This window comes from Lichenicola sp., from assembly GCF_965198575.1.
Lineage (GTDB): Bacteria > Pseudomonadota > Alphaproteobacteria > Acetobacterales > Acetobacteraceae > Lichenicola.
This window is the reverse complement of record NZ_OZ240671.1, coordinates 1,983,244-2,005,552: the sequence shown is the minus strand read 5'-3', so window position 1 is coordinate 2,005,552 and position 22,309 is coordinate 1,983,244. Positions and strand designations below refer to the sequence as shown.

The 22,309-nt window shown below is 69.7% G+C and carries 22 protein-coding genes; 12 read left to right on the top strand and 10 right to left on the bottom strand.

All coding sequences use genetic code 11. From position 1 onward, the window contains the following. Positions 1-48: 48 nt before the first annotated feature. The gene (nagA, locus tag ACOEQ2_RS09185) at positions 49-1,296 is read left to right on the top strand and encodes an N-acetylglucosamine-6-phosphate deacetylase (protein ID WP_419731062.1); all 1,248 of its coding nucleotides are present in this window, start codon (positions 49-51) and stop codon (positions 1,294-1,296) included. On the opposite strand, the gene rsmI is transcribed toward nagA, so the two are convergent. Beyond that, positions 1,197-2,207: a 16S rRNA (cytidine(1402)-2'-O)-methyltransferase gene (rsmI, locus tag ACOEQ2_RS09180; protein ID WP_419731061.1), complete on the bottom strand. Its 1,011-nt coding sequence runs from the start codon at positions 2,205-2,207 to the stop codon at positions 1,197-1,199. The two genes, nagA and rsmI, sit on opposite strands and share 100 nt — an antisense overlap. On the opposite strand from rsmI, the gene ACOEQ2_RS09175 reads away from it, so the two are divergent. Beyond that, positions 2,189-3,655, top strand: a complete 1,467-nt coding sequence (locus ACOEQ2_RS09175) for a penicillin-binding protein activator (RefSeq protein ID WP_419731060.1) — start codon at positions 2,189-2,191, stop codon at positions 3,653-3,655. The genes rsmI and ACOEQ2_RS09175 overlap by 19 nt on opposite strands. A gap of 21 nt (positions 3,656-3,676) precedes the next feature. On the opposite strand, the gene ACOEQ2_RS09170 is transcribed toward ACOEQ2_RS09175, so the two are convergent. The 6 genes from ACOEQ2_RS09170 to fabI all read right to left on the bottom strand — a co-directional run bounded on the left by ACOEQ2_RS09170 (position 3,677) and on the right by fabI (position 9,253). Then, on the bottom strand, positions 3,677-4,039 hold the full coding sequence (locus ACOEQ2_RS09170) for a hypothetical protein (protein ID WP_419731059.1): 363 nt from the start codon (positions 4,037-4,039) through the stop codon (positions 3,677-3,679). A 258-nt stretch (positions 4,040-4,297) separates the two neighbouring features. Further along, the gene (gene lpxK, locus ACOEQ2_RS09165) at positions 4,298-5,290 is read right to left on the bottom strand and encodes a tetraacyldisaccharide 4'-kinase (RefSeq protein WP_419731058.1); all 993 of its coding nucleotides are present in this window, start codon (positions 5,288-5,290) and stop codon (positions 4,298-4,300) included. Further along, on the bottom strand, positions 5,291-6,592 hold the full coding sequence (locus tag ACOEQ2_RS09160; RefSeq protein WP_419731057.1) for a 3-deoxy-D-manno-octulosonic acid transferase: 1,302 nt from the start codon (positions 6,590-6,592) through the stop codon (positions 5,291-5,293). Further along, complete coding sequence (locus ACOEQ2_RS09155; protein WP_419731056.1) at positions 6,589-7,293, bottom strand: lysophospholipid acyltransferase family protein; 705 nt, start codon at positions 7,291-7,293, stop codon at positions 6,589-6,591. Before ACOEQ2_RS09155 ends, ACOEQ2_RS09160 begins: the two co-directional genes overlap by 4 nt. Before the next feature lie 16 nt (positions 7,294-7,309). Continuing rightward, positions 7,310-8,383 carry a chorismate synthase gene (gene aroC, locus ACOEQ2_RS09150; protein WP_419731055.1) on the bottom strand — a complete coding sequence of 358 codons (1,074 nt, stop codon included), beginning with the start codon at positions 8,381-8,383 and terminating at the stop codon, positions 7,310-7,312. A gap of 30 nt (positions 8,384-8,413) precedes the next feature. Then, positions 8,414-9,253, bottom strand: coding sequence for an enoyl-ACP reductase FabI (gene fabI / locus ACOEQ2_RS09145; protein ID WP_419731054.1), 840 nt, complete (start codon positions 9,251-9,253; stop codon positions 8,414-8,416). Between the two features lie 273 nt (positions 9,254-9,526). Here fabI and pdxH point away from each other — a divergent pair, with 273 nt between their 5' ends. Further along, positions 9,527-10,129, top strand: a complete 603-nt coding sequence (gene pdxH, locus ACOEQ2_RS09140) for a pyridoxamine 5'-phosphate oxidase (RefSeq protein WP_419731181.1) — start codon at positions 9,527-9,529, stop codon at positions 10,127-10,129. Then, on the top strand, positions 10,126-11,034 hold the full coding sequence (locus ACOEQ2_RS09135) for a universal stress protein (protein ID WP_419731053.1): 909 nt from the start codon (positions 10,126-10,128) through the stop codon (positions 11,032-11,034). The genes pdxH and ACOEQ2_RS09135 overlap by 4 nt, the downstream gene beginning before the upstream one ends. Before the next feature lie 10 nt (positions 11,035-11,044). Here ACOEQ2_RS09135 and ACOEQ2_RS09130 read toward each other — a convergent pair whose 3' ends face one another. Further along, positions 11,045-11,950 carry a LysR substrate-binding domain-containing protein gene (locus tag ACOEQ2_RS09130; RefSeq protein ID WP_419731052.1) on the bottom strand — a complete coding sequence of 302 codons (906 nt, stop codon included), beginning with the start codon at positions 11,948-11,950 and terminating at the stop codon, positions 11,045-11,047. Between the two features lie 117 nt (positions 11,951-12,067). On the opposite strand from ACOEQ2_RS09130, the gene ACOEQ2_RS09125 reads away from it, so the two are divergent. Next, the gene (locus ACOEQ2_RS09125; RefSeq protein ID WP_419731051.1) at positions 12,068-12,994 is read left to right on the top strand and encodes an alpha/beta hydrolase fold domain-containing protein; all 927 of its coding nucleotides are present in this window, start codon (positions 12,068-12,070) and stop codon (positions 12,992-12,994) included. 15 nt (positions 12,995-13,009) lie between these two features. Here the strand turns inward: ACOEQ2_RS09125 and ACOEQ2_RS09120 are convergent, their stop codons facing one another. After that, positions 13,010-13,672 carry a histidine phosphatase family protein gene (locus ACOEQ2_RS09120; protein WP_419731050.1) on the bottom strand — a complete coding sequence of 221 codons (663 nt, stop codon included), beginning with the start codon at positions 13,670-13,672 and terminating at the stop codon, positions 13,010-13,012. Between the two features lie 85 nt (positions 13,673-13,757). Next, positions 13,758-16,148, bottom strand: coding sequence for a hypothetical protein (locus ACOEQ2_RS09115; RefSeq protein WP_419731049.1), 2,391 nt, complete (start codon positions 16,146-16,148; stop codon positions 13,758-13,760). 199 nt (positions 16,149-16,347) lie between these two features. Here ACOEQ2_RS09115 and rfbB point away from each other — a divergent pair, with 199 nt between their 5' ends. From rfbB to ACOEQ2_RS09080, 7 genes are all read left to right on the top strand, one after another. Beyond that, a complete protein-coding gene (rfbB, locus tag ACOEQ2_RS09110; RefSeq protein ID WP_419731048.1) occupies positions 16,348-17,403 on the top strand; it encodes a dTDP-glucose 4,6-dehydratase in 1,056 nt (351 codons plus the stop codon). Between the two features lie 20 nt (positions 17,404-17,423). Continuing rightward, entirely contained in the window at positions 17,424-18,299 is an 876-nt protein-coding gene (rfbA, locus tag ACOEQ2_RS09105) for a glucose-1-phosphate thymidylyltransferase RfbA (protein ID WP_419731180.1), read from the top strand. 25 nt (positions 18,300-18,324) lie between these two features. Next, positions 18,325-18,885 (top strand): dTDP-4-dehydrorhamnose 3,5-epimerase, encoded by a 561-nt coding sequence (gene rfbC / locus ACOEQ2_RS09100; RefSeq protein WP_419731047.1) that lies wholly within the window; start codon positions 18,325-18,327, stop codon positions 18,883-18,885. Beyond that, a complete protein-coding gene (rfbD, locus tag ACOEQ2_RS09095; protein WP_419731046.1) occupies positions 18,885-19,793 on the top strand; it encodes a dTDP-4-dehydrorhamnose reductase in 909 nt (302 codons plus the stop codon). The genes rfbC and rfbD overlap by 1 nt, the downstream gene beginning before the upstream one ends. Positions 19,794-19,855: 62 nt before the next feature. Next, positions 19,856-20,827, top strand: coding sequence for a glycosyltransferase family 2 protein (locus ACOEQ2_RS09090; RefSeq protein ID WP_419731045.1), 972 nt, complete (start codon positions 19,856-19,858; stop codon positions 20,825-20,827). 16 nt (positions 20,828-20,843) lie between these two features. Further along, on the top strand, positions 20,844-21,287 hold the full coding sequence (locus ACOEQ2_RS09085; RefSeq protein WP_419731044.1) for a hypothetical protein: 444 nt from the start codon (positions 20,844-20,846) through the stop codon (positions 21,285-21,287). Positions 21,288-21,414: 127 nt separating this feature from the next. After that, positions 21,415-22,308, top strand: coding sequence for an ABC transporter permease (locus tag ACOEQ2_RS09080; RefSeq protein WP_419731043.1), 894 nt, complete (start codon positions 21,415-21,417; stop codon positions 22,306-22,308). Position 22,309 lies beyond the last annotated feature (1 nt).

The window sequence follows — 22,309 nt, the reverse complement described above, 5'->3', positions numbered from 1 at the left end:
TGAACCGGGAGCATATCGTGCCGTCATGACGTCGATGCAGCCAGTCTGATGTTCGAGACCGCCCTCGTCGGGGCACGCATTTTCACCGGCGACACGATCCTGGTCGACCACGCGCTGCTGCTGGGCCGGGACAAGGTTGTCGGGCTTGCACCGCTTTCGTCGCTGCCACGTGACGCCCGCATGCAGCGAATCGAGGGGCTCCTGGCTCCCGGGTTCGTCGACCTTCAGGTGAATGGCGGCGGTGGCGTGCTCTTCAACGCGATGCCGACGCCCGAGGGTGCGGCGGCCATTGCGGAAGCCCATTCCTGGCACGGCTCGACCGCGTTGCTGCCGACATTCATCACCGATCGGCCGGACGCGATGCAGCAGGCGATCGATGCGGTCCGCCTGGCCGTCGACGCCCGGATGCCGGGAATTGCCGGCCTGCATCTCGAGGGACCGTTCCTGAGCCAGGCTCGCTCCGGCGCCCATGATCGCTCGCTCATCCGCACCATGACGGATGCCGATGTCGACCTTTTGCTGGCGACGGGGATCGAGCACCTGCTGCTGACGGTGGCGCCCGAGGTCGTCTCCCCCAAGCAGATCGAGCGTTTGGTGCGGGGTGGCGTGGTCGTCAGTCTCGGGCACAGCGATGCCGACGCGGATACCGTGTTCGCCGCCATCGATGCCGGCGCCACCGGCGTCACCCACCTGTTCAACGCCATGTCGCAAATGACCGGCCGGGCTCCGGGGCTGGTCGGCGCAGCGCTCGAACGCGGCGAGGTCTGGGCCGGCCTGATCGCCGACCTGCATCACGTCGACCCGATCATGATGCGGATCGCGCTGGCGTCGAAGCGGCTGCCCGGCAGGCTGATGCTGGTGACCGACGCAATGCCGCCCGCCGGCACGCCGGAGGATGGCGACGACGAGTTCGAGCTCAACGGCCGCACGGTCCGACGCGAGGACGGCCGGTTGACCCTTGCGGACGGCACCCTGGCCGGCTCCGACCTGACGATGGACCGGGCCGTCGCGCACGCGGTGTTCGATCTCGATCTGCCGGTCGAGGAGGCGTTGCGCATGGCCAGCCTCTACCCGGCGAAGTTCATGGGGATGGAACGCAGCCATGGTCGCCTCGAGGCGGGCCGCACCGCCGACCTGGTGCTGCTGGACGAGACGATGCGCTGCGAGCGGTGCTGGCGGAACGGGATCGAGCTGCCTCAGCCGGCTCCGGTCGCGGCCGCCTCACCGGGGTCTGCGGCACTGCCCGACGCATCGAGCGCCGCCGCGTCTGCCGCCAGCTCCATCGCCCGCGCATAGACGGTCCGACGTGGCAGATTCACCGCTCCGGCGACCAGAGTGGCGGCGTCCTTGACCGAATGGGTGGCGAGTGCGGCACGCAGCCGTTCGTCGAGTCCCCCGGCATCGCCATCGTCGGCGGCTCCCGGCGCCACCACGACGGTGATCTCGCCGCGGGCCTGGTGGGTCGCGTAGTGCTCGGCCAGCACCTCCAGGCTGCCGCGCCGCACCTCCTCGAAGCGCTTGGTGAGCTCGCGCGCCACCGCTGCCTCGCGCGCGCCGAACACCGCGTGCAGGTCGGCCAGCATCTCCGCCAGACGATGCGGCGCCTCGTGCCAGATCAGCGTCGCCGACAGTCCGGCGCGCTCGGCTGCCAAAAGGCGGCCGAACGTCTCCCTTCTGGCAGCCGAGCGCGGCGGCGAGAACCCCACGAACAGGAACGGGTGCGGCGGCAGCCCGGACAGGGTGAGCGCGGTGATCGCGGCATTGGCACCCGGTGCTGCCTCGATGCGGATGCCGCGCTCGATCGCCGCACGCACCAGGCGGAAGCCCGGATCCGACAGCAGCGGCGTACCTGCATCGGACACCAGGGCGATGCGCCGGCCCGCGCTGAGCATGTCCAGCAAGGCCGGAATGCGCTGGCGCTCGTTGTGCTCGTGCAACGCTTCCGTGCGTGCGGAGATATGCTTCGCAGCGAACAGCCGGGCGGTGGTGCGGGTATCCTCGCACAGCACCAGATCGGCCTGCCGCAGGCAGTCGATGGCGCGCGTGGTCATGTCGCCGAGATTGCCGATCGGCGTCGACACGAGCACCAGTCCCGAGCCGCTGTGCGGCACGGAGCCGGTATCGTCGGGCTCGGGGTCGACCGGGTCGGGAATTGAGGAGTGGGCGTCGGGTGGATCAGGGGGAAGTGATGACGGGTCTTCAGCCATTGCGTCAGTGGGCGCGTCTCGATGCGCGGCGTCAACGTGACCCGGGTCATGGCGTGGCCGTCGGCCTGTTGCGGTGGCCGCTGCTCGCGTCGACGCTGCTGGTGACAGGCTGCGCGAACCTGCCGTTCTTCGGCCCCGGAAGCGCTGCCCCGCCCCCGCCGGCGCCGCAGGCGACGGTGCAGTCCGACCTTGCCCCGGGTCCGATCAACGAGCCGGTTGCGCCGGTGGTGCCGCCCAGCGGACCCAAGGTCGGCCTCCTGCTGCCGCTGAGCGGGCCGAATGGCAGCCTTGGCGAAAGCATGCTGCGCGCAGCGCGGCTGGCCCTGAACACGCCCGGCGCTCCGCTGCTCGACCCGCACGACACCGCGGGTCCGGAGGGTGCCGCGCATGCAGCCACCCTGGCGGTGCAGTCGCATGACGGCATCATCCTGGGACCGCTGACCTCGGCCGACACCGCCGGAGTGGCGCCCATCGCACAGTCCGCGAACGTGCCGGTGCTGGCCTTCACCAGCGACGTCGCACAGGCCCGGCCCGGCGTCTGGGTGATGGGTGTGACCCCTGAGCAGCAGGTCCGCCGGCTGGTGTTCGCGGCCAAGGCGGACGGCCGGACCCGGCTTGCAGCCTTGCTGCCGGCGAGCGCGCTCGGTCAGGCACTGGCCGATGGTCTGACCCATGCGTGCGCCGATGCCGGGCTGCCGCCGCCGACCATCCTGACGCATGCGGGCACCGCCGACAGCATCGACGCCACGATGAAGCAGCTCTCCGACTTCACGACCCGTCAGGCCGCAGCCGCACAGCAGGCGGGTGCCGCGGCGCCGGGTGCTGTCCCGGTTCCGGGCAATCCGGCACCTGGCGCCGTGTCCGCGGTCAATCCCGATCCCGGGCCGGTTCCAGGCCAGGCACCGGCCGCCGTCGCGGCAGCCGGGGGCACGCCCGGATCGGCACCCGCGTCAGCACCGCCCGCACCGTTGCCGCCGCCACCGTTCGACGCGCTGCTGCTGGGCGATACCGGGCTCCAGCTTGCCGAGGTGATCACCGCCCTGCACAACTCGAGCGTGATGGCGCCGCAGGTCCGCATCCTGGGTCCCGGCCTGTGGGGCGCCTTCGCCAGCAAGCTGCATGCCCTGGCCGGCGCGTGGTACGCGGCCCCCGACCCGTCGAACCGCCTCGGCTTCGTCGAGGCATACCAGGCGGCGTATCACCAGTCGCCGAAGCTGTTGGCGGACTATCCGTATGACGCCGCGGCGATGGCGCGGAGCCTGGCGTCACGTGGCTATGACACCGCTGATCTCACGCGGACGGATGGGTTTGCGGGTGTCGATGGGGTGTTTGCGTTGCAACCGGACGGGCATGTCCACCGGTCGCTGGCGATTTTCCAGGTGCTGCCGGGCGGCGGCGCGAGCATCGTGCAACACGCTCCGGCCTCGCTGTCCGACATGGGCAGCTGAGGCGGGCGAAACGCCGGGAGGTCAGGCGGCGACGGTGGCCGTCTGACCGAGCACCGGGCGGATGCAGTGCAACGCATCCTCGAAGCTCTGGAAGCTGCCGAGCGGGTGGTTGCGGACATGGTCGATAACCTGCCACCGCATCCCGTCCGGCCGAACCATGTAGGCCGGATCGGGGTTCTCGCGCACCCACACCAGCACGTGCTCGAGCGTCACCGGGGAGGTGATCGGGGTACGCGGCGACACGTCGACATCGCACAGCCCCATGGAAGAGCCAGCCTGCAGCCACCGCATCAAGTACTCGCGGTGCCGGGGCAGGAATCTGAGTCGTAGCGAGACAATATTGGAATCGACGGGAAAGTCCCGAAGCGGCGCAGGCTTGGCCATTGTTGAACCCTTTGAGGAGAGGCTCGCTATTTCGTGAATAAGGTAACCGGCTCCACTTCACACTGACAAACGGATTCTGCAGCACTGCCCCGCAGACAGGCGGTCCTTCCATTCTTGGCAGATCCTGTGTGGTAAAAATGCAATGATCCGTTACGCTTCCGATGCTTCTACTTGATGTGTTGTGTCAACTCCCGCCGCCAACGTCGATGTAACTGCCCCGAGCTCTCACGCTTTGCTTTAATCCAGTTTTCTGGAACGTCATCGACCTGCCGACGGGGACGTACCGGTCATCCGATCGAGCATTTCCTGCAGGGCGCCCGGCGCGTCCCAACGCAGCGAGACGTCGGCGACCACGACCTCGGCACGCATGTCCGGAGGCAGCCGGACGGCGTCCTTCGGCGTGGTGACCAGGATGGCCTGCAGCCTCAAGGCGTCGCGTCGCAATGCCTCGATATCGGCGGCGCTGAAGCGGTGGTGGTCGGGAAAGCCGCGGGTCGCTGCGAGCTCCAGGTCGATCCCACGGAGTGCCGCAAAGAACTTCTCCGGCCTGGCGATGCCCGCAAACGCCAGCAGCTTTTCGCCACGCAGACCCAGCAGCCCCGGTTCCATGACCAGGTCGGCGCGCAGCAACGGCAGCGATGAAGGCAACTGTGCGGTCACCCCGGCCGCATCGGCACCGATCAGGATCACCGCACGGGCACGCGCCATGGCGGTGGCCACCGGCTCGCGCAACGGCCCTGCCGGCAGCAGGCGTCCGTTGCCGAACCCGCTGGCGCCGTCGATCACCAGCAGCGGCCAGTCCTGCACCAGGCCGGGATTCTGCAGTCCGTCATCCATCAGCAGGATCTGCGCGCCGGCCCCGATCGCCGCACGCGCAGAGGCAGCGCGATCCGCCGAGACCCAGGTCGGCGCGACCCCGGCCAGCAGCAGGGCCTCGTCACCGGTGAGGACGGCGTCGTGGCGATCCGGATCGACCCGCAGCACGCCGCGGACCCGACCGCCATAGCCGCGCGTCAGGCAGTGCACCGCGATCCCACGCGCCTGCAGCCGGCGCGCCAGGTCGAGCGCCACGGTCGTCTTGCCCGCACCCCCGACCCCGACATTGCCGCAGCAGATGACCGGCACCGGCGCGCGCCATCCCGGCCGCCGCAGCCGGCGCGCCGTTGCCCAGGCGGTGACGCCGCCGACCGGACCGAGCAGCCTCGCCAGCGCGGTCGGAGGGCGGATCGACCAGAAGGCCGGCGGGAACATCTAGTGCCTGTCGAGTAGCTGCAGCAGCCGTCGCGCCAGCCGCTCCGGCAGTCCGGCGGATGCGTTCGCCTGCTCAAGCGCCGCATCGGCCATCGCCTGGCGCTGCTCCGGCTGGCTCAGCATCCGCTCGACCCATGCCTGCAAGGCCGGCTCGTCGGGCGCAACGACCAGGCCGCCCGCCTCCCGCATCCGGCTGACATCCTCCTCGAAGTTCTGCGCCAGCGGGCCGATGGCGATGGCACATCCGAGCCGCGCCGGTTCCAGCGGATTGTGCCCGCCACCTGGTGGCTCGACGGCGGCCAGGCTGTTGCCGATGAACACGATGCCGATCAGCCGATACAACAATCCGAGCTCGCCCAGCGTGTCGCAGATCCAGATGCCCTGCTCCGGCGCGGGGTCGCTGGCCTCGGCCCTCCGGGGCGCATCGTCGAGCTCGGCCGCGATCGCCGCCCCGCGCTCAGGGTGGCGCGGCGCGATCACCGTCAGCAGCGTCGGATACCGGGTCGCGATCGCCCGGTGCAGCAGGGCGATCCGGGTTTCCTCACCCGCGTGCGTGCTGGCGGCAAGCCAGACCGGCCGGTCGCCGAGCAGCTGCCGCAGCCGGTCGAGCTCGGCCTCATCGACCGGCAAGGGAGCCGCCGCCTGCTTGAGGTCGCCATCATGCTCCACGGCAGCGGCCCCGAGCCCGCGCAGCCGTGCCGCGTCCTGCGCCGACCGTGCGGTGATCCACGCGAACGCCCCGAACATCTGCCGGGTCACGAAGCGCGCCATGCCCCAGGCGCGGGCACTGCGGGCGGACATGCGCGCATTCAGCAGCACCAGCGGGATGCCGCGCCGCGCGCACCGCACGATCAGGTTCGGCCACAGCTCACTCTCGACCAGCACCAGCATGTCCGGCCGCCAGTGATCGAGGAACCGGTCGATCCAGGCCGGCACGTCGAGCGGCGTGAAGCGGTGTTGCACCCGGTCGGCCAGGCCATCCTCATCGAGCCGCTGCTGCAGCAGGCGCTGGGCGCTCACGGTGCCGGTGGTCAGCAGCAGGCGCAGGTCGCCCCGGCTCCGGCACAGCGTGTCGATCAGCGGCAACAGCGACAGCGTCTCGCCGACGCTTGCGGCGTGCAGCCAGAGCAGCGTGCCGTCCGGTCGCGGTGCCGTCTCGATGCCTCGCCGCTCGCCCAGCCGCTTACCGATCTCCTTGCCGGTGGCCACGCGGCGGCGAAGATTGAGCCGGATGGCGGGCGCGGCGAGTGTGGCAGCAGCCGCCCACAGCGCGAACGGCAGGCCGAACCGCGGCGGCTTCATCCTGCCTCCGCCTGGCGGGTGACGGCGCCGAGCGACGCGGCGATCGTCGGCAGGGCTGCTTCCCAGCCATGCCGTGGGACCAGGATCGGCGCGCCATAGACGATGCGTCCGCGGCCGAACGGCAGCGGCAGGATCATCCGGTCCCACGAGCCGAGCCGCCTGGCCGGTCGGCAGAACGCCGCGGCCGGCACTACCGGCACACCGGACAATGCGGCGAGACGGGCCACGCCTGGCTGCAGCACGTGACGCGGCCCGCGCGGCCCGTCGGGAGTAATCGCCACCAGGCTGCCGGACCGCAGCAGTTCGAGCAGGCTGCGCATCGCTGCCGCACCACCTTTTGCCCGGGCCTGGCCCGCATCGCCCGGCTTCGGCCGATCCGACGAGCCGGCAATCACCTGTACGTCCCAGCGCCGCACGATGTCGGTCATCATCCGTCCGTCGCGATGCCGGCTGATCAGCACCGTCATGCGCATCGCCGGGTTGGCGCGATGCGCGTGCCACCACAGCATCGGGGCCAGCGGCAGGACCTCGTGCCAGAACGCGACGATGGCGCTGCGACCGTCCGCCGCCAGCAGGTAGGGCCACGCCTCTTCGGGCGCCTCGATGCGCCAGCGCGTGGTGCGGAGAGCCACCACCAGGTAGGCGCCGATCAGCCGGGCGCCGAGGCTGCGCACGAACGCGCTGCGGATCAGGCGCTTCATGCCGCCGGAACCCGCGCTAGCGGCCGGTCTGGCCGCGGTGCCGCAGCAGATGGTCGGCGAGCACGCAGGCCAGCATCGCCTCACCCACCGGCACGGCGCGGATCCCGACGCAGGGGTCGTGCCGGCCCTTGGTCGCCACCGACGCCGCCTCGCCGCTGCGGGTCACGGAGGCCACCGGTGTCAGGATCGAGCTGGTCGGCTTAACGGCGAACCGAGCCGTGATCGGCTGCCCGGTCGAGATGCCGCCGAGCACGCCGCCGGCCTGGTTGGAGCCGAACACGAGGTGCCCGTCCTGCATGGACATCGGGTCGGCGTTCTCCTCGCCGCTGAGGCTTGCCGCGGCAAAACCGGCGCCGATTTCCACGCCCTTGACCGCGTTGATGCCCATCAGGGCACCCGCAAGGTCCGCGTCCAGCTTGCCGTAGAGTGGTGCCCCAAGCCCCGGCGGCACGCCATCCGCCTGCAGCGCGATGATCGCGCCCGCCGAGGAGCCGTTCTTGCGCACCCGGTCGAGATACTCCTCCCACACCGGCACCGTGCCCGGGTCCGGACAGAAGAACGGGTTGCGTGTGACCTCGCCCCAGTCCCAGCGCGCCAGGTCGATCGCGTGCGGCCCGATCTGCACCAGCGCGCCACGCACCTGCACCGCAGCGCCCAGCACCAGCCGGGCCACGGCACCCGCCGCAACCCGGATCGCCGTCTCGCGCGCCGAGGAGCGGCCACCGCCACGCGGGTCGCGCAGGCCGTATTTCAGCTCGTAGGTGACGTCGGCGTGGCCGGGACGGTAGCGATCGGCGATGGCGCCATAGTCGCGCGAGCGCTGGTCGGTGTTCTCGATCAGCAGCGAGATCGGGGTGCCGGTGGTCAGCCCCTCATAGGTGCCGGAGAGGATCCGTACGGCGTCCGCCTCCTGGCGCTGCGTGGTGAAGCGCGACTGCCCCGGCCGGCGCCGGTCGAGGAACGGCTGGATGTCGGCCTCGGTGAGCGGCAGGCCCGGTGGGCAGCCATCCACCACCCCGCCGATCGAGGGCCCATGGCTCTCGCCCCAGCTGGTGACGCGGAACAGGTGGCCGAAGCTATTGTGCGACATGGTCTCGCCTCGGTCGCGCGGGCCGGCGCCTCAGTCGGTGATGGAGGCGATGTCGGGCGCCGCCGGATTCTTCATGCCGACCAGGTGGTAGCCGCTATCGACATGGTGGATCTCGCCGGTGACGCCGCTCGACAGCTCGGACAGCAGATACAGCCCGGCGCCGCCGACCTCGTCGGTGGTCACGTTGCGCTCGAGCGGCGCGTTGAGCTGGTTCCACTTCAGGATGTAGCGGAAATCGCCGATGCCGCTGGCCGCCAGGGTCTTGATCGGACCGGCCGAGATCGCGTTGACGCGGATGCCGTCGCTGCCAAGATCGGCCGCCATGTAGCGCACCGAGGCCTCCAGCGCCGCCTTCGCCACGCCCATCATGTTGTAGTGCGGCATGACCCGTTCGGCGCCGAGATAGGTCAGGGTCAGCATCGAGCCGCCGGACCCCATCAGTGCCGCCGCCCTCCTGGCGACGGCGGTGAAGGAATAGCACGAGATGTCGATCGCCTGCAGGAAGGCGTCACGCGGGGTGTCGATGTAGCGGCCGCGCAGGTACTGCTTGTCGGCCCAGCCGATCGCGTGGACCAGGAAGTCCAGGCCACCCCACTCGGTCTTGATCTGCTCGAACGCGGTATCCATCGCCGCGTCGTCCGACACGTCGCACGGGATCACCAGCTTGGAGCCGATGCCGTCGGCGAGCGGCCGCACCCGCTTCTCCAGCGCCTCGCCCTGGTAGGTGAAGGCGAGCTCGGCTCCCTGGGCGGCACAGGCGGAGGCGATGCCCCAGGCGATCGAGCGCTCGTTGGCGACGCCCATGATCAGGCCGCGCTTGCCCTGCATCAGGGTGCCGCGGAGGGGAAGGTTGGCGGAGCCCTCTGGCATGGCGGTTCTATCCTGAGGTTACGGGCCTCATTCTGGGGCCCAGGGTGGCAAGGCGTCAGTCGGCGGCCGCGCGGGCGGGGGAGCTTTGTGGTCGCACAGGGTCACGTATTGAACAAGAGGCGGGGCACGGCATTGCCTCCCCCTTGGCGCGTCGCCCCGGTCAGCGCAGACTTGCACCCGACCGGAGTTCCGTCGCGACGTCTTACCACCTTCTGGCCCATCTTCTGGCCCACCTTCTGGCCCACCTTCTGGCCCACCTTCTGGAGTGACATGATGTCGGACGCGGCGCTGGAAGTCGTCTCGGACCCGATCGAGCTGTTCCGGAGCTGGCTGGACCAGGCGACCGCGACCGAGCCGAACGATCCCAACGCGATGGCGCTGGCGACCGCCCTGCCCGACGGCACGCCCTCGGTGCGCATGGTGCTGCTCAAGGACATCGATGAGCGCGGCTTCGTATTCTACACCAACAAGCAGAGCCGCAAGGCCGGGGAGCTCTCCCGGACCGGGCGCGCGTCGCTGCTGTTCCACTGGAAGTCGCTGCGGCGCCAGGTACGGGTCGAGGGGCCGGTCGAGGATGTCACCGACGCCGAGGCCGATGCCTATTTCAACAGCCGGGCGCGCGTATCCCGCCTGGGCGCGATCGCCTCCGAGCAGTCCCGTCCGCTACCTGACCGTGCCGAGTTGGAGCAACGCCTGGCCGACACCGACGCGCGCTACCCCGGCGACGAGATCCCGCGGCCGTCGCACTGGTCAGGCTACCGGGTGCGGCCGCTGGTGATCGAGTTCTGGCAGGACATGCCGTACCGGCTGCACGACCGGATGGTGTATCGCCGCGACGGCGAAACCGGCTGGCAGACCGGGCGACTCTATCCATGAGCGCCGGGCCGAGGGGCGACATCGCCGCGATCCTGCTGCCGATGAATGGCGCCTCCACGGACGAGGCCGCGCTGACGCTGGGGTTCGACCTGGCACGCCGGTTCTCGGCGAACCTGCAGGCGCTGCATGTCGCGACCGACAGCCGGGAGGTGGCGCCGCTGGCCGGCGAGGGCCTGTCCGGGGCGATGGTCGAGGAGATGATGAGCGTGGCGGAGCGGGAGTCGCTGCGACGAACCACCCGCGCCCGGACATTGTTCGATGCCGCACTCGCGCAGGGTGGCACGGCGGCCGTGACCCGGACGGACCGGTTGCCGCTGGTTGGCCTTGGAACAGCCCGAACGCCCACAGCGAGCTTCCGCACGATCGTCGGGCGCGAGCACGAGCTGGTGGCGCATGCCGCCCGGCTGTCCGACCTGATCGTCATTCCGCACCCGGATTCGGACGATGCGATCTCCTCGTCGGAGGCGCTGCACGCGGTGCTGTTCGATAGCGGCCGCCCGGTCATCATCGCGCCGAAGCAGGCCCCGACCAGCATCGGGCGGCGGGTCTGCATCGCCTGGAACGGCACCGCCGAGAGTGCCGCCGCGGTGCTGTCGGGATTGTGCTGGATGCACGCGGCTGATGCGGTGCAGGTGCTGTATTCCGACGATTACCAGCGCCGTGGACCTGAAGCGTCCGAGCTCGTCGACTACCTGGCCGGGCATGGCATCAACGCCACCAAGGCCGCCTTCAAGCCGCGTGACGGCAACGTCGGAGCCGGGCTGCTGGCGGCTACGGCGGCGTTCGAGTGCGACCTGCTGGCGATGGGCGCCTATTCGCATTCCCGGTTGCGCCAGCTGATCCTGGGCGGCGTCACCCGCCACGTCATCGGCAAGGCGCCGCTGCCGGTGCTGATGGCGCGCTGAGCCTGCGCGGCTAGAAGCGGGTCCAGCCGGGATCGGCGAAAATCTCGGCCAGGAAGTCGATGAAGAGCCGCACCCTTGCCGGCAGTCGGCGCTGCGACGGGTACACCGCACTCACCTCCGACACGCCGCTCCGGTACTCGGTCAGGACCGCCCGAACCGTGCCGGATGCGATCTCGGGCGCGAACACCCAGGCGGGTCCATGCGCCAACCCCAGGCCGGCGAGGACTGCGGCGCGGATCTGCTCACCGTCCGAGGTCCGCAAGCCGCCGGTCGGGATGTGCGTGAAGGCGCCCTGCGCGCCCTTGAACGGCCAGGGCCGGACATCGCCACCGTCGGAGAAGATCACGCAGGCGTGGTGTGCGAGGTCATCCGGCGTCATCGGAGTGCCGGCGCGATCGAGGTAGGCGGCACTGGCGACCGTGATGAACGGGATCGTCGTCAGCTTGCGCGCCGTCAGCGACCTATCAGTGAGCGGGCCGTGTCGGATCGCCAGGTCCAGGCCCTCCTCAGTGAGGTTCAGGCGACGCGAGGAGGCCGAGATCTCGATGGTGATGGCCGGGTGCCGCGCGAGGAAACGCTCGAGCTGCGGCACGATGTGCAACCGGCCGAACACCGGCGCGGCACTCAACCGCACCAGGCCCGAGGGCGACGCCTGGCCGTGCCCGACCGACGATTGCAGCGTCGCGAAATCGTCGACCAGGCGGAGGGCGGCCTCGTAACAGGTGCGCCCGGCGTCGGTCAGGGTCAGGCTCCGGGAGGTCCGTTGCAATAGTCGAGCGCCGAGGGTCGCCTCCAATGCGGCGATCTGCTTGCTGATCGCGGGCTGGCCGACGCCGACTTCCCGCGCCACCGCCGAAAAGCTGCCGCTCTCGACGACGCGGACGAACAGCCGAAGCGCTTCCAACCGATCCATCATGCAGCCTCGACCAGTTCCCGGCAGGAATGATTGCTATCTCCACATGCCGTCTGACCGCCAGTCCCGGAATAGGTGATTGTCCGCCTCCCGGCCTGCGGGCCTGCCAAGGTGACGATCATGCTCAACTCCTCCCCGAACACCCACGTCGAGACGTTTCATCCGCTGGCGGCGGAGGAGCAAGCCATCGAGCAGTCCGTGCTCGGCGCGATCGGCCGGCATTTCGCAGGCTTCCAGGGCTCCATGCGTGACGCCTATGACGCCATGACCGCACAGACGCCGATCGCGGGCGGCGTCACCCTGGATCCGGTGGATCGCGGCGGCATCCAGGGCTGGTGGGTCCGCCCGGACGGCGCACCCGGCGACCGCGCGATCCTGTTCCTGCATGGCGGGGCCTACGCCCTCGGCAGCGCCACCGCCTATCGCGGCTTTGCCAGCCAGGTCGCCATCCGCGCCGGCGTCTCGGCTTTCGTGCTCGATTACCCGCTGGCCCCGGAACACCCGTTCCCGGCCGCGCACGATGCCGCCCTGGCCGCGCGACGCTGGCTCGGGGACCAGGGCATCGCCCGGCTTGCCGTCGTCGGCGATTCCGCAGGCGGCGCCCTGGCCCTCACCGTGGCAACCGACCGGCACGCGGACCGCCCGGCCGTCACCGCGGCCGTGGTGTTCTCGCCCTGGGTGGATCTGGCGCTTGCCGGCGCGTCCTTTGCCGATCCGGCCACCCGCGATCGGATCTTCCAACCGGCGCTTCTCGCATCGGCCGCCGCGACCTACCTCAACGGCGCCGACCCGCGGGACGGGCGCGCCTCGCCGCTCTATGCCGACATCGACACGCTGCCGCCGCTCGCCATCCAGGTCGGCAGCGACGAACTGCTGCTCGACGATGCACGTCGGTATGCAGCCGTGGCCGCGGAGAAGGGTGGCGAGGTCCGGCTCGACGTCTTCGAAGGGCTGCATCACGTGTTCCAGCGCTCGGTCCTGGAACTGCCCACCGCCCGTCAAGCGCTCGACGCTGCAGCTGCGTTCCTGTCGCGCCATTGGCGGTAGCTTATGGTGCCGCCGTCAGAACCCCTGAAGCTCGTTGACCGTGACCACGCGCCAGGCGGTCGGGTGGCGCTCCAGAATGGTCAGCGACAGGTTCTGCACCGAGAACCGGAGCGAGGTTTCCGCGTCCACGCCCAACGCGTGCGCGGTCGCGGCACGGATCGCGCCGCCATGGCTGACGATGACGATATCGCGCCCGTCATGCGTGTCGGCCAGGCGCTCGAGCGTTTCGCCGACACGCTCCAGCACCTGGACCATGCTCTCGCCGCCAGGTGGCACCTCCTCGGCTGCCATCGGCCAGAACGGGTGCGCCGGCATCTCCAGTCGCTCGGGCAGCCGGTGATGCTCGAGCCCATGATAATCACCCATCGATTGCTCGATCAGCCCGGCCTCGACCGACCATTCGGTGCGCGGGTAGCCGGCCTCCTGGATCGCCTGGGCAGTCCGTTGGGTGCGCGACAGCGGGGTGACCACCCACGCGGCATCCCGCGGCAGACGCGCCGCCAGGGCCTGGTACATCGGCACCTGGGCCACCAGGCTCTCCGGGCAGAGCGGAACGTCGAGCGAGCCGTAGAGCTTGGCGCGCGCATTCTCCTCGACCAGCGCATGCCGGATCATCCAGAAGCGGGTGATCCCGGGAGCCAGGAGTGGGGTGTCGAGGAAGGCGGCGCGCTGTGTCATCGGTCGAGGCATCCGGGGTGCAGCTTCGGGAAGCGGCGTATCAGGCCAGATCGGCATGGCCATAAAAGGGCAGGTGTCGCGGCCATCAGATGTTGAGGCCGGGATCGGCGCGGCGGCGCAACGGCGTGTCGGACGAGAAGCGCGGCACCGGATCGAGCCGTTCCAGCGCCTCCCAGTGGCGCAACAGCAACCCGATCTTGTCGATGATCCGACGCACATCGGCGATCTCGCGTGCCATCCGCGCCACGCTGTCGAGCCCTTCATGCGACGGCTCACCGGACAGCAGCCGGGCGCCGACCGAGATCCGCAGCGCTCCCGCCATCGCAGGGCCGCCGGGCGCATGCGCAAGGGCGTCATGGGCGACAGGGGCGGGCTGGCCGATGTGGCACAGCAGCCGGGCCAGCTCACGGTCGGCGTCGTTCGCCGCAGCGTCGAGCGCCCGGCTTACGTCGGCGTTGAGCCAGCGATAGACCTGCCGTGCCCGGATCATGTCCAGCGGCTTGCGGAGTGCGCCGGGGGGGCTGTCCGGCTCGAGCACCATGAAGCTGCGGATGGTCTGCAGCTGGTCCCAACCCGGCTGCGGTGCGCCCGCGCCCATCGGCAGATCCGGGCGGGACGGCGCCGGCACCGGCACGGCCACGACATGCGGGCTCGACGCGATCGCCGCCTCGACGCCGTCGATGAACGCCTCGGTACGCGCCCGCGCCTGCGCGTCGGGCACCAATGCGAAGGCACGCATTTCCGCCAGGGCCGCGTGCCAGCGCAGCAGCATACCGGGATTGGCCTCGGGTCCGAGGTCTGCGGCGGCCTGGTTGGTCGCCTCGCCCGGCCAGTCGGCGCGACCGCCATAGTCGGCGAGCCCGCGCGGCAGCCGGCCGGGCCCGCGCAACCGGGCAGCCATGCGCCTGGGCAGCAGCAGCGCGCCGCAGAACGGCGGCCCGGTGAAGAACTTCGATCCTGTGACCATCACCATCCAGCCACGCGCCAGGTCGGCCTGCACGCGCCGGCGGTCGATCCTGGCCTGGCATGCGTCGACGACGATCTCGAGCCGATCGCCGAGCCGCGCCTGCAGCGCCTCCAGACATGCCGTTCCGGGGGCCAGGAGCCCGGTTTTCGACAGGTCCAGCCGGTGCAGCAGCACGGTGCGTCCTTGGGCCGCCTCCGCCTCGGCCAGACGGGCGCAGGCCGCATCGACCAGGTCCGGCGGCAGCAGGTGGCCATCCCGGTCGCGGATGGCGACCTTCAGCACCCGCGTGTCATCCGGAAAGCCATCGACCAGGGCGCCCTTCACGACGCGGCGGCCGAGTGCGGTGTCATCGGCGAAATGTCGCCCGGCCGCCGCCGATGGAACCCCCGCGCCGGTCTCCTCGGGGGCCACCAGGATGTTGCTGACCGGCCGCGGCTGGCTCTGGCCCGCATCGGGCAGGCTGCACATCGCCAGCGCGATCAGTTCGCTGTCGGTGCCTGACGCCGCCAGCACGATGCCGGCAGGACCGGGCTCGGATAGCCCGTAATAATCTGCGATCGCCGTGCGCACCTGGTCGGTCTCGCGCTGCAAGGCCGTCTCCGATCGGCCGCCGAGTGCGGCGATCGCCAGCCGCTTGCGTGCCGCCTCGGCGCCCTCGAACCCGCGTTCGGACAGCGAGGACGCGGTCGATGATGCAAACGTGACCGCCCATGGGCGCGGCCGGTGGCTGCAGCCGTAATGGTTGAGGCCGGTCCGCGGATCGACCGCCAGGCGGGCGTCGCCGCCCTGCGCCATCAGCGTTTCCGCCGGGCCAAGGAGCGTCCAGCAGGCCGCCAGGGCACGTATCACCGGCTCCGGCACGATGCTGTCGTCATGACCGCAGCAGGCGGTCCGCAGCAGGCGGTAGGAGGCGCCCTGCAATTGCCGTACGCGTGCCCAGACCACGTTGAGCGCGTCCCGGCCGGGCATCCGATCCGCGGCCATGGTGGCGAGCCACGATGCGGGGTCCGGTCCTGCCGGCTGGTCCGCGGGTGCCGCATCCAGCAGCCAGAAGCGGGAGGCGGTCCGAGCCGCGCACAGCCCGGCCAGGATCGGCATGTCGAACGACTGCACCCGGACGGCCGTGGTTCCTGATGCAGCCGCGTCGAGCATTCCAGACGCAGCCGCGTCGAGCAGCCCCGGTGTGGCGGCGTCGAGGAGCCCAGACGCCGCGGCGTCGAGGAGCCCGGACGCGGCGGCGTCGAGGAGCCCGGACGCGGCGGCGTCGAGGAGCCCGGACGCGGCGGCGTCGAGGAGCATCGACAGTTCCAGTGCGTGGCGGATGTGGAACGCGCAGATCCGCTCCGGCCCGAGACAGGAGGCTCCCAGCACGACCTCGCCGCCCGGATCGGCCCGGAAGCTGGTATCGAGGAGGGCGTCGAACACGATGCGCTGCCGGTCGGCGACGATGCGCAGGTCTGGCCGCTCGAGCGCTGCCAGCAGCTGGATATTCAGGACCTCGGCAAACACCGTCCGCTCCGTTAAGCGATCGTTCAGATTCGGTGTGGCAGATCTACGCCCGTTCGAGGCGCGGTGCGAAGCCACAACCGCCTTCGAATCGCCATAGCAGAGCCTGATGGTCGCCACGTCTGGGCCCGACGGTTGCTTGACAGGCGGCGCACTGCCAAGCTGAAAGCCGAGAGATGCAGCACCGAGGACAGGGTCGAGAATGAAAATTCTTCTGACGGGAGGGTGCGGCTTCATCGGCTCGGCGGTGGTCAGGCACCTTATCCGATCGACGTCGCACGCCGTGATAAATGTCGACAAAATGACCTACGCGGCGTCGCGTGATGCGCTTGAGGAGGCCCTCGACGACCCCCGACACACGCTGGTCGAGGCCGACGTTGCCGATCTCGCAACGATGAAGACGTTGTTCGAGCAGCACCGGCCTGACGCGGTCATGCACCTCGCGGCGGAGAGCCATGTCGATCGCTCGATCGACGGCCCCGCGGTGTTCATCCAGACCAACGTGGTCGGCACGTTCTCGCTGCTGGAAGCGGCCCGCGCCTACTGGTTGGGGCTGGAGGGTGAGGCGAAGGCGGCGTTCCGGTTCCACCACATCTCGACCGACGAGGTGTTCGGGGCGCTGGAGGCGAACGATCCGCCCTTCACCGAGACCACGCCGTATGACCCGCGCAGCCCCTATTCCGCTAGCAAGGCCGCATCGGACCATCTGGTGCGGGCCTGGTACCACACCTACGGGCTGCCGACCTTCGTCACCAACACCACCAACAATTACGGCTTCTGGCACTTTCCGGAGAAGCTGATCCCGCTGGTCACCATCAACGCCATCGAGGGCCGCGAGCTGCCGGTGTATGGCGATGGCTCCAACGTGCGCGACTGGCTGTTCGTCGAGGACCACGCCGAGGCATTGGTGCGTGCCGTCGAGCACGGCGTGCCCGGCGAGACCTATGCGATCGGCGCCCGCCAGCCGCGCTCCAACTTGCAGGTGGTGCAGGCGATCTGCCGCACCCTGGACGAGCTGCGTCCGGACCCGGCCGGCCCGCGCGAGCGTCTGATCCGTTACGTCACCGACCGTCCCGGCCACGACTGGCGCTACGAGATCGACGCCAGCCATGCCGAGCAGGCGCTCGACTGGAAAGCGGCGCATGATTTCGAGACCGGGATCCGGCGCACGGTGCAATGGTATCTCGATCATCAGACCTGGTGGGAGGCGATCAGGTCCGGCCGCTACACCGGTCAGCGCCTGGGAACAGCAGCATGAGCAGATCACCCGACACCGGTATGAAGGGCATCCTGCTCGCCGGCGGATCGGGCACCCGCCTGCATCCGATGACCCTGGCCGCGAGCAAGCAGCTGCTGCCGGTGTATGACAAGCCGATGATCTATTACCCGCTCAGCACCCTCATGCTGGCCGGCATCCGCGACATCATGATCATCTCGACCCCGGCCGATCTGCCGCAGTTCGAGCGACTGCTCGGCGACGGCTCCCGCTTCGGCGTGCGCTTCACCTACCGGGTGCAGCCCGAGCCCGACGGCATCGTGCAGGCCTTCCTGATCGCCGATGACTGGCTCGGCAGAAGCCCGTGCGCGCTGGCACTCGGCGACAACCTGATCTTTGCCGACCATCTCGGCGTGTTGCTGCGTGCGGCGTCGGCGCGGCCCGAGGGCGCGACCGTATTCGCCTACCAGGTGCGCGATCCGGAGCGTTACGGCGTCGTGTCGTTCGACGAGAGTGGCCGTGCGCTGGAGGTGGTCGAGAAGCCGGCCAACCCGCAGTCCAACTGGGCAATCACCGGCCTGTATTTCTACGACAACCGGGTGCTCGACCTGGCCCGGCGGATCAAGCCGAGCCCACGCGGCGAGCTCGAGATCACCGACCTCAACCGGCTCTATCTCGAGGAGGGGTCGCTGCATGTGGAGCGTCTCGGCCGCGGGTGCGCCTGGCTCGATGCCGGCATGCCCGACAGCCTGATGCAGGCCGGCACCTTCGTGCAGACCATCCAGTCCCGCCAGGGCATGCTGGTCGGCTGTCCCGAGGAGGTCGCGTTCCGGATGAACTTCATCGACGCGCAGTCCCTGCGCGAACAGGCCCGCAAGCTGTCCAAGACCGAGCTCGGCCGGCTGCTGCTCGAGCTTGCCGACGGCGTGCACGCCTGACAGGCGACAGAGGGAGACGACACGCATGAAGGTAGAACGGCTCGCCATCCCGGACGTGATCCTCATCACCCCGCCCCGCTTCGGTGACGCCCGCGGGTTCTTTTCCGAGACCTACAACTACCCGCGGATTGCCGCCGAGGCCGGGATCGAGCTGCCGTTCGTGCAGGACAACCACTCCTTTTCCAAGGAGCGCGGCGTCGTGCGCGGGCTGCACTGCCAGCTGGACCCACATGCGCAGGGCAAGCTGCTGCGTGTTTCGAAGGGCGCCATCTACGACGTGGCGGTCGATGCCCGCACCGGTTCACCGACCTATGGCAAGTGGGTCGGCGCCGAACTCTCGGCCGATAACTGGCAGCAGCTCTGGATCCCGCCCGGCTTCCTGCATGGTTTCTGCACCCTGACCGACGATGTCGAGGTGCTCTACAAGTGCACCGACGTCTGGGACAAGGCGAGCGAGCGCGCGGTGATCTGGAACTGCCCCGAGATCGGCGTCGACTGGCCGATCAAGCCGGAGGAGGCGATCCTGTCCGACAAGGACGCGCAGGCGCCGCACTTCTCCGCTGCTACCGGCTGGTTCCAGTACTGATGTCGGCGCTGTCTGCCGAGGGTGGCGCGATCCTGGTCACCGGTGGTGCCGGCCAGTTGGCGACATCTCTCATGCGGCTCGGCGGCCCGCGCATCCATCGCGTCGGCCGGCCGATGTTCGATTTCGACCGGCCTGAAACCCTCACGGCCACGTTTGCCGCCGTGCAGCCGGCCGCCGTGGTGAATGCCGCGGCCTGGACCGCGGTCGATGCCGCCGAGGCCGACGAGGCGGGCGCCGCGCGCGCCAATCGCGACGGTCCGGCGATCCTAGCCAGGCTGTGCGCCGATGCGGGGATTCCGCTCATCCACGTCTCGACCGACTACGTGTTCGACGGCGACAAGGGCGCGCCCTATGTCGAGACCGACCCGACCTCGCCGACCGGCGTCTATGGCCGCACTAAGGCCGAGGGTGAGCAGGCGGTGCTGGCGGGCAACCCGAACACCGTGGTGCTGCGGACCTCGTGGGTGTACTCCGCGACGGCCAAGAATTTCGTCCGCACCATGATCAATGCCGGCGAGAAGAACCCGACCCTGAAGGTCGTCGGCGACCAGCATGGCGCGCCCACCGCCTCCGACGACCTGGCCGAGGCGATCCTGGCGATCCTGCAGCGCATCGAGACCGGCGGCTGGCAGGACCACTACGCCGGCATCTTCCATGCTGCCGGCACCGGCGAGACCACATGGCACGGTCTCGCGGTCGCAGCACTCGAGGCCGCCCGGAAGCATGGGCGGACGATGCCCGAGGTGCTCGCAATCCGGACGGCCGACTGGCCCACCCCGGCGCGCCGCCCGGCGGATTCCCGGCTCGATTGCACCAAGCTGGAGCAGGTCTTCGGCGTCCGTCTGCCGCCCTGGCACGCGAGCCTCGTGCGCACGGTGGACGAACTTCTGGCGCCTCCACCATCCTGACGGCTCTCGAGACACGGCTTCCCCGGACAATGCAATCCGCATTGGCGGATCCGCTTGACGCGGTGGACGAACGGAGTGGCGGCCAGGGCGGCAGGACCGTGGAGACCGCCGCCGACGTGACGCCTGTCGCGGTGCTGCTCTCGACCTATAACGGTGCGCGCTACCTGCCGCAGCAGATCGAGTCGTTGCTGCAACAGAGCTTCCGGTCCTGGTCCCTCCTGTGGCGCGATGACGGCTCCAGCGACGAGACCGCGACACTGATGCAGGCTTTTGCCGAACAGGCCGGCCCCTGCCGCTGTCCGCCGATCCAGGATCAGGACGGCCATGTCGGCATTGCCGGCTCCTTCCTGTCGCTGCTGCGCCGGGTGCCGCCGGACACGATCGCAGCCTTCGCCGACCAGGACGACATCTGGCTGCCGGACAAACTGCGGCGCGGCGTCGATGCTCTGGCGGCCGTGCCGAAGGATGTGCCGGCGTTGTATTGCGCCCGCCAACGGCTGGTCGACGAGAACCTGGCGCCGCTGGGACTGTCTCCATACCGCGGCAGGCCCGGCCGTTTCCCGGCGGCGCTCACGCAGAACGTGGCCACCGGCTGCACGGTGATGCTGAACCCGGCTGGTGTGGCGCTGGTCGCCGCCAGCCAGGCGCCGGCTGGCACGCTGCATGACTGGTGGTCCTACCTGGTGGTCAGCGCGGCGGGCGGCCAGCTCATCGCCGATCCGGTGCCGGTGGTGCTGTATCGCCAGCACCAGCAGAACGCCGTGGGTGCGCCGCATTCGCCGCTGCGGCGCGGCGTGATGGCGCTGAGGCGTGGGCCGGACGAGTTCATGCAGCTGTTCCGCCGGCACGTGGATGGGCTGATGGCGTACCGGCACGCCCTCTCACCTGCCGCGCTGCGCGATCTGGAAGCGCTGCACCGGGCGTTGTCCGGCGGGCTCCTTTCGCGACTGCAGGCGATGCGACAGGTGCGCTCGCTGATCCGCCAGACACCCGCCGAGACCCTGCTGTTTCGGCTATGGTTCCTCATCGGTTGACGTCCGGGGGCTGGCAATGAACAGGAACACCATCGGGCTGGTCTGGATCGGCGGCCTGGTGCTTGCGGTACTGTTGACGGTGATCGGCCCGGGCTCGCTGGGCGCCGGAGTCGCCGCCGCGTTCGACCACACGTTCGACACCATCTCGCTCGCCCTGGAACAGCTCGGCGATCCGTTGCGCGAAATGATCCGTGGGTTCGCGCTGGCCGCATATGTCGTGTTCATCGTGCTGTGCGTGCTCGCTCGCCGCCGTGGAATACCTGCGGTCGGCACGGCGGTGGTGGTCACGCTCGGATTTCTGCTGCTGGCAGGTGGCCCGCGGGATTGGAGCCGGACGCTGCAGGGATCGCACTGGCTGCTGGCGCTGATCCTGGCCCTGGGGGCTGCCCTGATCATGACCAGGCGTGTGATGCGGGGAACAGCGGGGGTCAGCCGCTGGAACGTCGGCCCTCGCGCGTGAGGCCACGATCCACATGACGACCCGCGGCCGCGTGCCTGATATACGATCCGTGATCGCATGATAACTTGACGCCCTGCAGACGGTGATGGTTTTCTGGTTCCCTGCATCAGTCAGGGGACGGACATCCATGCTCGACATGATCGCGGGCCAACGCGGCCGGATCCAGGGCACGGCGCGGATCGGCTCGGTCCCATCGTCCCGGCGCCCCGCTCTCCGGTCGGGTCGTGCCGCCGCCCGCACGGCCTGGCTGTCCGGCAGCGGATTGCGCCGCGTCGTTTCGCCCGTGCTGATCCTGCTGCTGTGGCAGGTGGCATCGTCGACCGGCCTGGTTTCGCCGCAGACCCTGGCCTCCCCGCTGCAGATCATGGCGACCACGCGGACACTCATCGCCGACGGCACGCTGCCGCATAACCTGCTGGTTTCGCTGTTGCGGGCCGGCAGCGGGCTGGCGATCGCGATCGTCGCCGGCATCGGGCTGGCGCTGGTGGCCGGCCTGTCGCGCATCGGCGAGGACGCGATCGACGCACCGATGCAGATGGTGCGGACGCTTCCGGCCCTGGCCCTGGTGCCGCTCTTCATCCTGTGGTTCGGCATCGGCGAAACGCCGAAGATCGCGCTGGTCGCACTCGGCGCGATGTTTCCGATCTATCTCAATCTCTTCAAGGGGATCCGCTCGGTCGACCCGAAGCTGCTGGAGATGGCGCGCACCCTCGGCCTGTCCCGCACCCAGACGATCACGCAGATCGTGCTGCCCGGTGCGCTCCCCGACCTGCTGGTAGGGCTGCGGTTTTCGGTCGGCATGTCCTGGCTGATGCTGGTGGTCGCCGAGCAGGTGAACGCCAATTCCGGCATCGGCCACATGATGATGGATGCCGAGGATTTCCTGCGCACCGACATCATCCTGGTCGGGCTGCTGGTCTATGCGGCGCTCGGCCTGATCAGCGACCAGATCGTCCGCACCCTGGAGCGCGTCCTGCTGGTCTGGCGGCCGCAGCAGATCGGCCTCGGCCGGCGCGGATGAG

Coding starts and splice junctions, on each gene's coding strand:
- ACOEQ2_RS09175 (WP_419731060.1), top strand. CDS start 2,189: ATGACGGGTCTTCAGCCATTGCGTCAGTGGGCGCGTCTCGATGCGCGG.
- fabI (WP_419731054.1), bottom strand. CDS start 9,253: ATGCCAGAGGGCTCCGCCAACCTTCCCCTCCGCGGCACCCTGATGCAG.
- ACOEQ2_RS09170 (WP_419731059.1), bottom strand. CDS start 4,039: ATGGCCAAGCCTGCGCCGCTTCGGGACTTTCCCGTCGATTCCAATATT.
- rfbD (WP_419731046.1), top strand. CDS start 18,885: ATGTCGGCGCTGTCTGCCGAGGGTGGCGCGATCCTGGTCACCGGTGGT.
- rsmI (WP_419731061.1), bottom strand. CDS start 2,207: ATGGCTGAAGACCCGTCATCACTTCCCCCTGATCCACCCGACGCCCAC.
- pdxH (WP_419731181.1), top strand. CDS start 9,527: ATGTCGGACGCGGCGCTGGAAGTCGTCTCGGACCCGATCGAGCTGTTC.
- rfbB (WP_419731048.1), top strand. CDS start 16,348: ATGAAAATTCTTCTGACGGGAGGGTGCGGCTTCATCGGCTCGGCGGTG.
- ACOEQ2_RS09125 (WP_419731051.1), top strand. CDS start 12,068: ATGCTCAACTCCTCCCCGAACACCCACGTCGAGACGTTTCATCCGCTG.
- ACOEQ2_RS09135 (WP_419731053.1), top strand. CDS start 10,126: ATGAGCGCCGGGCCGAGGGGCGACATCGCCGCGATCCTGCTGCCGATG.
- lpxK (WP_419731058.1), bottom strand. CDS start 5,290: ATGTTCCCGCCGGCCTTCTGGTCGATCCGCCCTCCGACCGCGCTGGCG.
- ACOEQ2_RS09080 (WP_419731043.1), top strand. CDS start 21,415: ATGCTCGACATGATCGCGGGCCAACGCGGCCGGATCCAGGGCACGGCG.
- ACOEQ2_RS09120 (WP_419731050.1), bottom strand. CDS start 13,672: ATGACACAGCGCGCCGCCTTCCTCGACACCCCACTCCTGGCTCCCGGG.
- rfbA (WP_419731180.1), top strand. CDS start 17,424: ATGAAGGGCATCCTGCTCGCCGGCGGATCGGGCACCCGCCTGCATCCG.
- ACOEQ2_RS09130 (WP_419731052.1), bottom strand. CDS start 11,950: ATGATGGATCGGTTGGAAGCGCTTCGGCTGTTCGTCCGCGTCGTCGAG.
- aroC (WP_419731055.1), bottom strand. CDS start 8,383: ATGTCGCACAATAGCTTCGGCCACCTGTTCCGCGTCACCAGCTGGGGC.
- ACOEQ2_RS09160 (WP_419731057.1), bottom strand. CDS start 6,592: ATGAAGCCGCCGCGGTTCGGCCTGCCGTTCGCGCTGTGGGCGGCTGCT.
- ACOEQ2_RS09155 (WP_419731056.1), bottom strand. CDS start 7,293: ATGAAGCGCCTGATCCGCAGCGCGTTCGTGCGCAGCCTCGGCGCCCGG.
- ACOEQ2_RS09085 (WP_419731044.1), top strand. CDS start 20,844: ATGAACAGGAACACCATCGGGCTGGTCTGGATCGGCGGCCTGGTGCTT.
- nagA (WP_419731062.1), top strand. CDS start 49: ATGTTCGAGACCGCCCTCGTCGGGGCACGCATTTTCACCGGCGACACG.
- rfbC (WP_419731047.1), top strand. CDS start 18,325: ATGAAGGTAGAACGGCTCGCCATCCCGGACGTGATCCTCATCACCCCG.